The 13,472-nt window shown below is 49.2% G+C and carries 8 protein-coding genes; 7 read left to right on the top strand and 1 reads right to left on the bottom strand.

What is annotated here, in order from left to right:
- Positions 1–3: 3 nt before the first annotated feature.
- Genes EA392_07210 through EA392_07200 form a run of 3 tightly spaced genes read left to right on the top strand, consistent with a single transcriptional unit; the run spans position 4 to position 4,079 of the window.
- Positions 4–2,793 (top strand): hypothetical protein, encoded by a 2,790-nt coding sequence (locus EA392_07210; protein TVR39125.1) that lies wholly within the window; start codon positions 4–6, stop codon positions 2,791–2,793.
- On the top strand, positions 2,786–3,571 hold the full coding sequence (locus tag EA392_07205) for a DUF2520 domain-containing protein (protein TVR39124.1): 786 nt from the start codon (positions 2,786–2,788) through the stop codon (positions 3,569–3,571). Before EA392_07210 ends, EA392_07205 begins: the two co-directional genes overlap by 8 nt.
- Complete coding sequence (locus EA392_07200; GenBank protein ID TVR39123.1) at positions 3,558–4,079, top strand: 3-deoxy-D-manno-octulosonate 8-phosphate phosphatase; 522 nt, start codon at positions 3,558–3,560, stop codon at positions 4,077–4,079. The genes EA392_07205 and EA392_07200 overlap by 14 nt, the downstream gene beginning before the upstream one ends.
- A gap of 10 nt (positions 4,080–4,089) precedes the next feature.
- Here EA392_07200 and EA392_07195 read toward each other — a convergent pair whose 3' ends face one another.
- Positions 4,090–6,066, bottom strand: coding sequence for a TonB-dependent receptor (locus EA392_07195; GenBank protein TVR39122.1), 1,977 nt, complete (start codon positions 6,064–6,066; stop codon positions 4,090–4,092).
- A 97-nt stretch (positions 6,067–6,163) separates the two neighbouring features.
- Between EA392_07195 and EA392_07190 the strand changes: the two genes are divergently transcribed.
- From EA392_07190 to EA392_07175, 4 genes are all read left to right on the top strand, one after another.
- The gene (locus EA392_07190) at positions 6,164–7,204 is read left to right on the top strand and encodes an agmatinase (GenBank protein ID TVR39121.1); all 1,041 of its coding nucleotides are present in this window, start codon (positions 6,164–6,166) and stop codon (positions 7,202–7,204) included.
- 173 nt (positions 7,205–7,377) lie between these two features.
- Positions 7,378–8,157, top strand: a complete 780-nt coding sequence (locus tag EA392_07185; protein ID TVR39120.1) for a hypothetical protein — start codon at positions 7,378–7,380, stop codon at positions 8,155–8,157.
- Positions 8,158–8,162: 5 nt separating this feature from the next.
- Positions 8,163–9,296 carry a hypothetical protein gene (locus tag EA392_07180; protein ID TVR39119.1) on the top strand — a complete coding sequence of 378 codons (1,134 nt, stop codon included), beginning with the start codon at positions 8,163–8,165 and terminating at the stop codon, positions 9,294–9,296.
- A 123-nt stretch (positions 9,297–9,419) separates the two neighbouring features.
- Positions 9,420–13,472, top strand: a 4,053-nt coding sequence (locus tag EA392_07175; GenBank protein ID TVR39118.1) for a hypothetical protein, incomplete at its 3' end; no start/stop codon positions are given.

The following is a 13,472-nucleotide window of genomic DNA, read 5'->3' as shown; positions in this document are numbered from 1 at the left end:
TGAATGGAATACATTGGAGAGAATGCATGGATAGGTAAGCTGGGTCACTTTTGGGTAATTCTTTCATTTGTGGCGAGTGTACTGGCTACCTTTTCTTTTTACCAGGCTGCAAGACCCAACGGTGAATCATGGCGCACGATGGCTCGCTGGGCTTTCAGGGTTCACAGCCTTTCCGTGTTGGGTATTATCATCACCTTGTTCTACATGATTTTGGGTCAGTACTTTGAGTACGACTATGTATGGAAGCACAGCAACACGGCCATGCCACTTCGTTATATCTTTTCGTGTTTCTGGGAAGGCCAGGAGGGGAGCTTCCTGCTCTGGATTTTCTGGCATGTAGTATTAGGTAATGTGATGATTTTCAGAGGTGGAAGATGGGAGCCCCCGGTGATGGCTGTGGTGTCGCTGGTGCAGGTCTTTCTTGGAACCATGTTGCTCGGAATTTACTTTTTCGGCTATAAGATGGGGAGCAGCCCTTTTATCCTCATTCGCGAATTGCCCGAAAATGTGGGTATGCCCTGGACCCAAATCGCAGATTACACCCGCCTTCCGCAGTTTCAGGATGGCCGTGGTTTAAATCCGCTGCTGCAAAACTACTGGATGACCATCCATCCTCCCACACTCTTTTTGGGCTTTGCCGCCACACTCTTTCCTTTTGCTTTTGCATTGGCAGGCATCTGGCGCAGAGAATACCGCGCCTGGATAAAGCCCGGTTTGCCCTGGGCATTTTTTGCGGTGGCTACGCTGGGTCTGGGTATCCTCATGGGAGGTGCATGGGCTTATGAAGCATTGAGCTTTGGTGGATTCTGGGCCTGGGATCCTGTTGAGAACGCCTCGCTCGTTCCGTGGGTGCTGTTGGTAGGAGGAGCGCACCTCATGCTCATTAACCGGCACAAAAACAGGTCTGTGTTTGCAGCCTATGCACTTACCGCACTGGCATTCATATTTGTACTGTATTCCACCTTCCTTACCCGAAGTGGTGTACTTGGCGAAACTTCCGTGCACTCGTTTACCGATGATGGTATGACAGGCCAACTGCTTGTTTACCTGCTCTTCTTCTTTGGGCTGATGATTGGTGTAGCGCTCAATGGTGGCCGGCGAATGATGTATGCGGGTGTTTCGTTCTTGTTGCTGATAGTGGGTATTGCATTTCATAAAATGGTGATACCGGCCATTCTCATCTTTTTGGTGTTGTCGGTGGTAATGATTTTTGTGGCGCGGAGCAGGAATTTCCCCAGGCAGAAAAAAGAAGAAGAGCTCTGGAGCCGCGAGTTTTGGGTTTTTATCGCGTCGTTGGTATTGCTCCTGTCGGCTGCCCAAATTACCTTCGAAACCTCTAAACCAGTGTATAACCTGCTGGCAGCGCCATTCTCAGGTGTGTTGCTGTGGTTAAGTGATGCCCTGAACCTCGAAGTGCTGAAGGTGCTCGCCGAAGGTAAAATGGCTCCAAAAAGCGATGTAATAGCGCACTACAATAAATGGCAGCTACCATTTGCGTTTATGGTGACCTTGCTGATTGCTGTGGGGCAGTTTTTCAGCTACCACAAAACCAACATGAACCTTTTTGTGAGAAAGATGGCACTTTCTTTCGCCATTTCACTGGCTTTTACAGTATTCATCGTGTGGGCCATGAAATTTACCATGAGTGAATTTACGCTGATTGCCCTGCTTTTCTCGTCCATTTTTGCCGTTGCCGCCAATACCGATTACATCCTGCGTATTGCTCAGCGAAAAATGCCCGTGGCTGGTCAATCGGTGGCGCATATCGGTTTTGGGTTACTCATGGCCGGGGCGTTGATTTCTACTGGAAAAAGCGTGAAAATCTCGCAGAACACCTCGGGCATTGACATCAGCAGGCTGAACGAAACCTTCGACAACCGCAAGGATATTCTCCTCTTCAAAGGCGATACACTGAGTATGAATGAATATTTCATCCTCTACACACACAGTGAGCGCGAAGGCCACAACAAGTACTTCAACGTTGAGTACTTTAACAAAATGCCCCGCGATTACATGAAAGGAGAGGTGGTGTATCATTCCGGCTACTTTTTTAAAGCCAAGGAAAATCACCGCGCGGGTGAAAGCTTTTTGAAGGATCGTGAAAAGTACTGGGAGCTGCTTACTCTCGCTGACTCTCAGGAAACGCCGCCCATCACTCTGTGGAATGCCCATCAACCCGGCGACAAGCTATTTACGCTTCGTCCTCACCTGCAACTCAATGAGCGTTTTGGTAACGTTCCTGAACCTGATACAAAGCACTACTTCAACAAAGATATCTACACCCACATCCGTTGGGCGGAAATTGAGGAAAGAGAGCTGGATAAAGATGGGTTTTTCGAGCCCAAAGAGCATGAAATTTCACTGGGCGATACCATCTTTACTACTGTGAATCTTGTGATACTTGATTCTATCCGACCGGTTTCCAGGCCGGAGCAACACAACCTGAAAGCCGGTGATATAGGGGTACGTGCCGTGTTGCGCGTAGTCAATCAGCGCAATCAAGTGTCGTATGCAGAGCCATTGTTTATTGTGCGCGATAATGAGAGCGTGGTATCTGAACCGGTGAAACAGGAGGAGCGAGGGCTGAAATTTGCCTTTACCAAAATTGACCCCCAGGCAGGCACATTTACATTTGTAGTGGCCGAAAATGAGTCGAACAGACGCGAGTTTATCGTGATGCAAGCCATTATGTTCCCCATGATTAATGTGTTGTGGATGGGATGTATTTTGATGGTTATCGGAACGCTCATTGCCGTTTTTCAGCGTGTGCGTAAAGAAAAATCCGATGCCTGATAACTCCTTCGGCATAGCGCTGATAGGAGCCGGGAGGGTAGCAAGCAATCTCGGCACTGCCTTTAAGCTTAGAGGTTTTGAATTGCAATGTGTGCTGAGCCGCAATGAAGAGCGCGGCAGGCTATTGGCCGAAGAGCTGGGTACGCACTTCTTTCGCTTGAATGAGGCAGAGCAAGTGCGGGCACATCTTTTTGTGATTGCTGTGAGTGATGACGCCGTGCAAGAGGTGTCGGAACAGTTGCCGGCCGGAGAAGCTGTAGTTGTGCATACTTCTGGTACACGGCCCATGGCTGATTTGAGCAAGCACCCCAACAGAGGTGTTTTTTATCCCTTACAGACCTTAACCTCAGCGGTTCGCCATCAATGGAGCGATGTGCCTTTTTGCCTTGAGGCAAGTTGCCATGATGCGTTGGCAGTTCTCAAAGATGTTTGCACACAACTAGGAGCGCAGCACTATGAACTCAATTCAGACCAGCGCGCCCGACTGCATGTGGCAGCAGTGATTGCCAACAATTTTACCAATCATCTGTGGGGATGGAGCAGGCGCTTACTTGAAGAAGCAGAAGTGGATCCCGCCATTCTTCACCCGTTGATGCGCGAAACCCTTGCAAAGGCTCTTACCCATGACCCTTACGGGGTACAAACCGGTCCGGCCGTGCGCGGCGATGAGCAAACACTTCGCAAACATCTCGCCCAACTGGAGGAACATCCCCGCCTGCGGGCAATCTACCAGTTATTAACCGAAAGTATTGCAGCACAATCCAATGGAAAACTATAAACAGAAACTCCGCAGTATCCGAAACATGATTTTTGACGTGGACGGTGTATTTACCGACGGCATTGTACTACTGATGCCCGACGGACAGCAAATCAGGTCGTCCAATGTTAAAGACGGCTATGTTGTGCAGCTCGCAGTGAAAAAAGGTTTTCGATTGGCTGTGATTACAGGCGGAGATTCAGAGGCGGTGCGCGAGCGCTTTAAAGGGCTGGGGATGAAGGATGTTTTTCTGAACTCCAAAGACAAGTGGCAGGTTTATAGCGACTACATGGCGCAGCACAAACTAAAACCTGAAGAAACCCTTTACATGGGTGATGACATTGTGGATATCCGCGTGCTGAAAGATGTAGCGGTAGGATGCTGCCCGGCTGATGCTGCTCACGAAGTGCGTCAGATTTGTGATTACGTGTCGCACCTGCCCGGAGGCAAAGGCTGTGTGCGCGATGTGGTAGAACAGGTGTTAAAGGTACAGGGTCTTTGGATGGACAAAGACAGTTTGGAGTGGTAAGCTGCCCGCGCTAGTATCCCAGTCTGATGGCAACACCGGCCCGCAGCCAGCGCCCGGGTTGAGGAACATTTCCGATATCCACGTAAAGCCGGTCAAAAAGATTGGCCACTTCCAGGAACACATCAAACATTTCTGTGCGGTGACTGATGCGCACATCAAGCAGTAGCACAGGTGCAAAGGGCACTTCTTCGCCAACAGATGGGTCGAAGTATCCGCCCAAACGCTGCTGAAAACTGGTATTCCATTGCACCGAAATCTTGTCGCTGATTTGCTGAAGCAACACCGCGTTAAACTGATGCTGAAGGAAGTCAAGAGCGTAGTTCGATTCAAAACCTGTGCTGGCGCTGTCTCCCTGCATGTACGTGTAACCGATGCGGATTGATGAAAACGGGGACTTTTCACCCAGAAGTGCTTTCAGGTTGGCCTGAAAACCCAATTCCAGTCCGTTGATGTTGAGCGTAGTGATATTGGCAGCCTGGGTTATGTCGGAGCCTTCAAAGCGAATCCAGTCAATAAGATTCACCCCTTCGCGACGGAAGAAGGTAGCCACCCCGCTTACATGTTTGCCAAAGTATTTGAGCCCCCCTTCGTAATTTACAGACGATTCCGGAGTGAGCTCAATACTGCCTACAGCACCGCCCAGATTGTAGTACAAATCAGTAAAAGTGGGGAAACGAACAGAGCGGTTCCAGCTTGCATAAGGTCTGAAATGCTGCCCCAACTGATAGGCCACGTCAATGCCGGGAAAAATCTCATCCTCAAATGCTGTGTTCATATTGTAGAGCATTCCTGCCGACACAAAGAGGTTTTTGTAGTTGAGGTTGTGCTCTGCGTAAATACTAAGGTTTTCGCGTCCATCTGCCCGGGTAAATTGAGCCGAAGGATGCTCACCGCTTACACTTACTGGATTTTCAACCGGCTGCCCGAGCACGTTGCTTTGTATTTTTTCGCTACGGTATTCAATCCCCACGGTGCTTACCCCGGCTTTCCATTTGTAGCTGGCATCGGCTTCCAGGCCCCAGCTTTCGGTGCGATGGTAGTTGTGGCCCTGATACCAGACGGGTGCGGTATCGTTGCCCATCACAAAGAAGTTATCATCTGTTCGAATAAAGAACCCGTCGCCTTCGCGAAAAAGCTCAAAGCGATCGCGGTGCTCGCGGTAGTAACCCCGCACACTGAGCGAGAGGTTTTCGTGAAGCTGCATTTTGTCAGAAACAGACACAAAGCGCGTGCTGGTTTCTTCGAACTGATTGGGGAAGAAGGCACTGTAGAACGTGGTGGCTCCAAAAGCTTTTTGGTTGTATCCTGCGTTGATGATAATCTCGTGGTTTTTCAGATGAGCAGCGCTCTGGAGAAAGGCGTTGTTCCAGATGAAATCGGTGTTGCGCATAAAGCCATCAGAGCCTCTGCGGTTGTATGAAAAGCTGTGATTCCAGTTACCTGTATTGAGCGTAACATGGGCACCTGCGCCAAACAAGCCGTGTTGACCGGCCATGAGTTCGGCACCTACCTGGTTTTCGCCTCGTGTGCGGGTGATGATGTTGATGGCGCCGGCAAAAGCATTGGGTCCGAATACGCGCGACGCACCGCCGTGAAGTATTTCAATGCGCTCAATTTGGTTGAGGTCAACCGGAAGGTTCATACTGTGATGGCCGGTTTGTGGGTCAGACATTTTGATGCCGTTTACCAGAATCAGGGTCTGGTCAAAGGTTCCTCCCCGGATGCTTACGTCGCTTTGCACACCAAACTGCCCGCGCTGTCGGATGTCAACGCTCATCACAAACTCAAGTAGCTCCGATAAACTCTGCACAGGAGCCTGCTCAATTTCGGCGCGGTCAATGACCGTTACCTGTCTGGCAACCTGTTCAATTGTTGACGGGTGCCGGTGGCTCGAAACCACTACTTCTTTGAGGTGTTGTGTGGTATCAGTTTGAGAATGAGCATTGCAAAAGGTGAAAAATGCAAGGAATAAAAAGGTGGTTCTCATGCATAGGGTGGGTTGTGGTTTGAGCGGCAATTTTAAGCAATATCACCGAACTACCTTAAGCGAAACCCATATCTTCGCTCTCTGAAATTGATTCCAAATGACCAAGGAAGAACTCATTGAACAATTTAACCCCAATGACCCGGGAAGCAGTGATGCCGGTATTTTTGGTTTACCTTTTACCTGCGAACAGTCAGACCTCGTGCTGGTACCGGTGCCCTGGGAGGCCACGGTAAGCTACCGTGAGGGAGCCGCGCTGGGACCGGCTGCCATTTTGGATGCATCTTATCAGGTAGATCTTCACCATTATGACTATCCCAATTTGTGGAAACGCGGCATTGCCCTGGATGACTTACCCGGCAAGCTTGGTTTGCTTTCAAAAAGGGCTCGTGAGCAAGCTACGCAAATTATTGAGGCATTGGAGCAGGGTGCACGTCCGCAGGAGAATCCTGAAATGGTGCAACGCTACGAGTTGGTGGCAGAGGCGTGTGGCCAAATGAACCGATGGGTGGAGGAGCGCACCTCCTTTTGGTTGGATCAGGGTAAAAAAGTAGGACTCATTGGTGGCGACCATAGCAGTCCGTTGGGTTACTACCGCGCACTCGCCAAACGCCACGACGATTTTGGCATGTTGGTAATTGATGCCCACATGGATCTGAGAAATGCCTACGAGGGTTTCAAGTACTCGCATGCCTCTATTTTTTACAACGCGCTGCAAATTCCGCAGCTATCGCAAATGGTGCAGGTGGGTATTCGCGATTACTGCAGCGAAGAAGTGGATTTTGCCAAAAGTCAGGGTGAGCGAATTGCGGTGTACTATGACCGCCTCATCCAGCGCGAGATGATGCGAGGTGTAACCTGGCATCAATTGGTAGAATATATCATCGCAAAGCTACCGAAAAAGGTATTTGTAAGCGTCGATATTGATGGATTGGATGCTTCGCTATGCCCCAACACCGGAACGCCGGTTCCCGGAGGCTTGCAATTTGAACAATTGGCATATTTGCTTTTCAGACTTGGCGAATGTGGAAAGGAAATCATCGGCTTCGACTTGTGCGAAGTTGCACCCGGACAAGACGATTGGGATGGAAACGTGGGAGCACGGGTATTGTATCAGCTTTGTGGTATGCTCTTGAAATAGTGTGTTTTGATGGGATTTAAATCGCTTTGTTAACATTATTCTAACATAGGGTTAAGAAATGCATAACGTAGAGGCACGATTCCACTCAATAATCCATCGCATTTTTGCGTGGTATGTCAATCTCCGGCTTTTACAGCGTAATTCATTGCAGGGTGAGTGAATATTAAGTAGCTATGAGGTTTAAGAAGAAGCACACCCGTATTTTTTTGGTAGAGATTACATCTAGTTTGATGTTTTCGCTCGCTTATTTTATCCTGCTTGGCAGGGTACTCTCCAATTCGTTTACGTTAAATCTCCTTGAGCTTTCAGCGCTGGTGGCATTTATCTACGTGATTGCCATCTTTGTCAGTTCATATCGCTTTGAGGCTGATTTATTTCCGTTTTACTCCTTGCTTCGAAGTTTGTTTGAAAGGACCTGGGTGCCGGTATGGCTCAACCTGCCTGCACAATTGTTGGGCACGCTATTAGGTTTTGGAATGTACGTATTCATGCTGGACACAGTGTTGACATTATCGCCCATCGCAGACATTGGTGCTGTGTCGTCATTTGAGATTGGTGATCCCTGGATGCACTCCTTCTCACAAGGAGTATTGGTTTTTATTCTGATTTACTCTATTCTGATTATTCGAAAGCTTTTTGTGTTAAAAGGCATGACGGGTACATTGCTCATTGCTATTCTGGTATTTGTGCTTTCAGCCCTGTCATTACCTCTCGACCGTATTTCTGTTATTGCATGGCCTCAAGACATGGTGCTCAATGTGTATCACCATATCCAACGCGGTGATGGCTGGGCAATCAACCATCGAACAGCACTTTCTGCAGCAGTGGTTTTGCTTACCGTAGTGCTTGCATACGTCAAAGCAAGTCAATACATGCGCCCGGCAGAAACCCCGGTGGATTCTGCCGAGCCAGGTGAGTTTGCGGGAGACTTTAATAAAGACTACGACATTTAAGCAAGATGGAGCAACCCATTTCTCAGCAGCCTACCCTCGGTTCAGCCATTATTGGTGACCGCCGGTACAAAATTCTGAGTCTATTCTTTTTCAGGGAGCGCACCTTCTTCAGGTTGGTTGCTTTCTGTCTTTTTTGCTCGGCCATTTTCTATCCCTATCCGGCCATAGCAATGTGGATTGGATTCATCTTCGCGGCATACTCGGCCATTGCCAATGACTCTATTCAGACCATCGGTACCTTTATTGCCTCCAATGAAGACCGAAAGTGGTGGCATTTGTGGCTCTTTATTGGTGCCATATTTTTGATGACCTCCTTTTACAGTTGGTATACGTTTAATGGCGATGTCTCATTTCAGCGACTCTCCTCAAAAGGATTTTCCGAATCGCCCACCTCATTTCACTTTTTACAGCTTATCTCCCCGCTAATCCTGTTGATAATTACACGGCTGAGAATGCCTGTGTCCACCACATTTATGTTGCTGAGCGTGTTCAGCTCAGATGGAGGAGCCATCCTTGCCGTGACGCAGAAAAGTTTAACCGGCTACTTTGTGGCCTTTGGAACAGCCATATTTGTGTGGTATTTCCTCTCAAAACTCATTTCTAAGTTGGTTCAGGGTGAGCCACATCCCTACTGGAGGATAGCCCAATGGACCATCAGTGGTGCACTGTGGTCGGTTTGGATCATGCAGGACGCAGCCAATATCGCCATCTTTCTCAACCGGCAACTCAGTATCTGGGAATACATAGCCTTTGCTGGCTTTATCTTTTTCGGCTTGGGCTTGCTTTTTTACTTGCGTGGCGATAAAATTCAGGCCATCGTTAAAGAAAAGTCAAGTGTAACAGATGTGCGAGCCGCGTCGGTGATTGACCTTGTTTACGCTTTCATTCTATTTTTCTTCAAGGAGCTAAGCACAATGCCTATGAGTACCACATGGGTGTTTTTGGGTCTGCTTGGCGGGCGCGAAATTGCTATGCAGCTTACACCACATGCCGAAACAAACCGTAGCATGCGAAGTACAGTAGGACTAGTACTTCGTGATGCCGGTTTTGCTTTTATTGGTCTCGCTATTTCTGTGGCACTCGCGGTGGCTATTAACCCGGTGATACAAGAAGAGCTCGCTCAATTGCTGGGGCTGTAATCAGAGTCAACCCGTTTGGTTTAGGCATAAAAACCTGTTGGCTTTCCTATTTCAGGGTTAAATAGCCTTTTTGTTACGAGCTGTTTTTTCCAATTTTATCGGGCATTACCAAAACCAATCTGTATGATGTTAAATCGACTCATTGCCACATGGGCTTTTTTGAGCCTTTTTGTTTCTTTTTCTTTTTCGCAACAATCTGAAATTTCGTCGTTTGTGCCCGGAGAGCTGCTCGTACAGGTGCGCACAGACAGCGACTTGCGAAGCGTTGTTACCGACCTTCAGCGTGTAGACGGTATTGCTTCCGGTGTCGCGATGGGTGAACTGATCTCGCCTCCCGTCCGCATTTGGACTTTGCGCTTTGACCAGCTGGCGATGGATCCCTATCGAATGCTAGATGCCGTAAAGCGCCATCCGGCAGTAGAGGAAGCCCAGTTTAACCACTATGTGTACATGCGCGAAACGATACCCAACGACCCGCAGTTTGGCCAGCAATGGCATCACAAAAACACCGGTCAAACTGGCGGAACACCCGGTGCTGACATCCGTACTACCGAGGCCTGGGATATTACGACAGGAGGTCAAACCACACAGAACGATGATATTGTGGTGTGTATTATTGAAGGGGCTAACATGAATCACCCCGACCTGCAGCCCAATCACTGGGTGAATACAGGTGAAATTCCCGGAAACGGAATTGACGATGACGGCAACGGATATGTGGATGACTACAACGGTTGGAATCCAAATCAAAACAACGATAATGTGCTGAGCGGAAATCACGGAACCTCAGTGGCCGGTATGATCGGGGCAGTGGGCGATAACGGACTCGGAGTGGTTGGAGCCAACTGGAACGTGAAAATGATGGTGGTAACGGTAGGCTCTCTCACCGAATCAAATGTGATTGCCTCTTACACGTATCCGCTTGTTATGCGTCAGCTATACAACAATACCAATGGTGCAGAAGGGGCGTTTGTGGTAGCTACCAATGCGAGTTGGGGAATAGACAACGCCAATCCGGATAACTACCCGCTGTGGTGTGGCTTTTACGATACCCTTGGCGAGGAAGGAATCCTGAACTGTGGCGCAACGGCCAACAACAACGTGAACATTGATGTAAACGGAGACATGCCTACCGGCTGCTCCAGCCCCTACATGGTGAGTGTTACAGCAACCAATCACAATGATGTAAGAACCTTTTCAGGCTATGGTGTCAATAGCATCAACGTTGCGGCTCCCGGGCAGAATGTTCGAACCACTTCAGGCAGCAACACATACACAACCACCAGTGGAACATCTTTTGCTAGTCCGCTCACTGCCGGAGTAATCGCGTTGCTGTACTCCGTGCCATGCGAATCTTTTACAGCTCTCGTAAAGGCAGATCCGCAAGCGGCTGCAGATTTGGTGCGTGAGGCTTTGTATGATGGAGTGGATGTTAAGGCGAATTTGATCAATGAGGTGTCCACAGGAGGACGGATCAATGCGATGAACAGCCTTCAAATTCTGTTAGATAACTGCAATGATGATCCTTGTCGCCCCAACCTCGAAGCATCTGTAACCGAAGATTGCCAGTCGGCAACTTTTGAAATCACCCTAACCATTGCCGACAACGAAGAAACAGGTCAGTACAATGTGCTGGCTTCCGTGAACGGCGGAAACCCAACCACGGTACTCAGCAATCAACCGGAAGGTACTTACACATTTGGTAACTACAACTTAAGCGACGTGGTTGATGTTACCGTAGAGTTTATTGGCAATGCCGATTGCAATAATTTCATCACCGGAATTACCTCCGGAACCCTCATACAGGGTTGTACTGACCCTAGTGCCTGTAACTACAACCCTGATGCAGTTTGCGATGACGGTAGCTGTCAGCAGGAACCCGGTTGGTACGTAGATGCCGATGGAGATGGCTATGGCGATCAAAACGATACCAATCCACTGTGCGAAAACCCCTGCGATGGGGATTATGTAATCAACGTCAATAGCAACGGGTGGCTGGATGAGGTGTCGTGGACATTCAGCGACAACAACGGAACAGTTATTTTGCAGGGAGGGCCTTACGGAAATACAGGAGGCGGCGGAAACTTCACTGCCTCGGTTTCATCAAATAATGGCCCGTTTACCTTCTTCATCGAATCCCAAGGCCAGTTTAATGACAATACCCCCAATTGGTCGGTAGCAACGGGTACAGGAGTGGTTCTTGCTTTTGGCTCGCTGCCAGGAGGTGCCACCTTTACCCAGGGCAATATTATCTGCTCTTATGCAAACAACAATACCGACTGCGACGACGACGACCCGAACGTGAATCCCGGCATGGATGAGATTTCGTGCAACGGCATTGACGATAACTGTAGCGGAGTGATTGACGACAATGACATTTTTGGATGCACAAATCCAACTGCTTGTAATTACAATCCAGATGCTACCTGCGATGACGGCTCATGCGATGGTGATTGTGTTGAGGATTGCAACGGCGTGTTAGGAGGTACAGCATTTATTGATCAGTGCGGAACCTGCGTGGGTGGAAATACAGGTTTACAACCCTGTGTTCAGGACTGCAACAACGATTGGGGAGGCTCGGCTTTCCTCGATCAATGCGGAAATTGTGTGGGTGGAAATACCGGGCAAATTCCATGTGTGCAGGATTGTAACAACGAGTGGGGTGGAACAGCCTTTATTGACAATTGTGGTGTTTGTGCGGGAGGAAGCACCGGTATAGAGCCATGTGCCGAAGACTGTAACGGAGACTTCGGTGGCACAGCCTTTATCGATGGATGCGGAACCTGTGTTGGTGGTAATACGGGGCTTGACCCTTGTCCTGTGGACTGCAACGGCGACCCCGGAGGAATTGCTTTTGTGGATAATTGCGGCATCTGCGTGGGAGGGAACACCGGTAATGAACCTTGTGTGCAAGACTGCCACGGCGATTTTGGAGGAACAGCTTTTATTGACGAATGCGGAAATTGTGTGGGTGGAAATACCGGAGTGAGTCCATCATCAGGATGCACCAATCCCGATGCCTGTAATTATGATCCCGATGCCACCTGCGACGATGGAAGCTGCCTGTTGGGCGATGCCCTTGCCACTGTTGTAATCACCACAGATTGCTGGGGTGATGAAGTTTCATGGGAAATTATTGACAGCAATGGTAATGTGATTGCGGCAGTACCCCCCGGAACCTATGGCAATGAGCAAACATACACCACTGAAGTTTGTCTGGAAGAGGGGTGTTATACCTTCAACATCTTTGATGAATACGGTGATGGCATGAACGGATCTCAGTGGAGTGGATGTGACGCAAATGGCTCTTATGCCGTTTTCGGGCCTGACGGAACGGAACTGGTTACCATGCCCACTCCGGCCTACGGCGACGGGGCCTCACACAGCTTTTGCTGGCCCGAAGAGTGTTTCAACCCATCTGTACACGTAACAGCACCTGAGCTACTCAGTGGGTCGCTGACATACACCACGGCAACAAGTAGCGGCTGGGCGGTGCCTGTGGGTGACTCCAACATCAGTGGAACTGCAGTACTCGTAAATGATGGCTCCGGCACACCAGATTTGGGCTGTGCCCCCTTGGTAAATGCCGCACAGATCGCTGGAAACATTGCTGTTGCTTTCCGCGGAACCTGTCAGTTTAGCGAAAAAGCATGGTATGCGCAAAATGCAGGAGCAAGCGCGCTCGTAATCATTAACAATACAGGTGGAGCTCCGGTAGAAATGGCCTCCGGAAATTTTGCTGCACAAATCAATATCCCGGTTGTGATGATTTCTCAGGCTGATGGCCAGACCCTTTTGGCGGACCTCAATGCCGGTAACCTTACAATGTATATCGGCGATGACTGCGAACAGGATTGCAACGGCGACTTCGGCGGTACGGCATTTATTGACCAATGCGATGAATGCGTAGGCGGTAATACCGGTCTTGAGCCCTGCGAGGAAGATTGTAATGGTGTGTTGGGCGGTCTTGCGTTTTTGGATAATTGTGGAAATTGTGTGGGCGGCGATACCGGACAGGAACCTTGTTTACAGGATTGCAACGGCGTGTTTGGTGGTTTTGCCTTCCTTGATGAATGCGGAGAATGCGTAGGAGGAAATACTGGCCTGGAGCCTTGCGTAGAAGACTGCAATGGCGACTTCGGGGGTACGGCCTTTATTGATAACTGCGACAACTGC

This window comes from Cryomorphaceae bacterium (genome assembly GCA_007695365.1).
Lineage (GTDB): Bacteria > Bacteroidota > Bacteroidia > Flavobacteriales_D > SKUL01 > SKUL01.
The sequence above is the reverse complement of the archived record's forward strand: the minus strand, read 5'-3'. Positions and strand labels throughout refer to the sequence as shown.

What these genes read in the sequence shown, in the direction of transcription:
- EA392_07210 (TVR39125.1), top strand. Translation starts at nt 4, where the DNA reads ATGGAATACATTGGAGAGAATGCATGGATAGGTAAGCTGGGTCACTTT.
- EA392_07205 (TVR39124.1), top strand. Translation starts at nt 2,786, where the DNA reads ATGCCTGATAACTCCTTCGGCATAGCGCTGATAGGAGCCGGGAGGGTA.
- EA392_07200 (TVR39123.1), top strand. Translation starts at nt 3,558, where the DNA reads ATGGAAAACTATAAACAGAAACTCCGCAGTATCCGAAACATGATTTTT.
- EA392_07195 (TVR39122.1), bottom strand. Translation starts at nt 6,066, where the DNA reads ATGAGAACCACCTTTTTATTCCTTGCATTTTTCACCTTTTGCAATGCT.
- EA392_07190 (TVR39121.1), top strand. Translation starts at nt 6,164, where the DNA reads ATGACCAAGGAAGAACTCATTGAACAATTTAACCCCAATGACCCGGGA.
- EA392_07185 (TVR39120.1), top strand. Translation starts at nt 7,378, where the DNA reads ATGAGGTTTAAGAAGAAGCACACCCGTATTTTTTTGGTAGAGATTACA.
- EA392_07180 (TVR39119.1), top strand. Translation starts at nt 8,163, where the DNA reads ATGGAGCAACCCATTTCTCAGCAGCCTACCCTCGGTTCAGCCATTATT.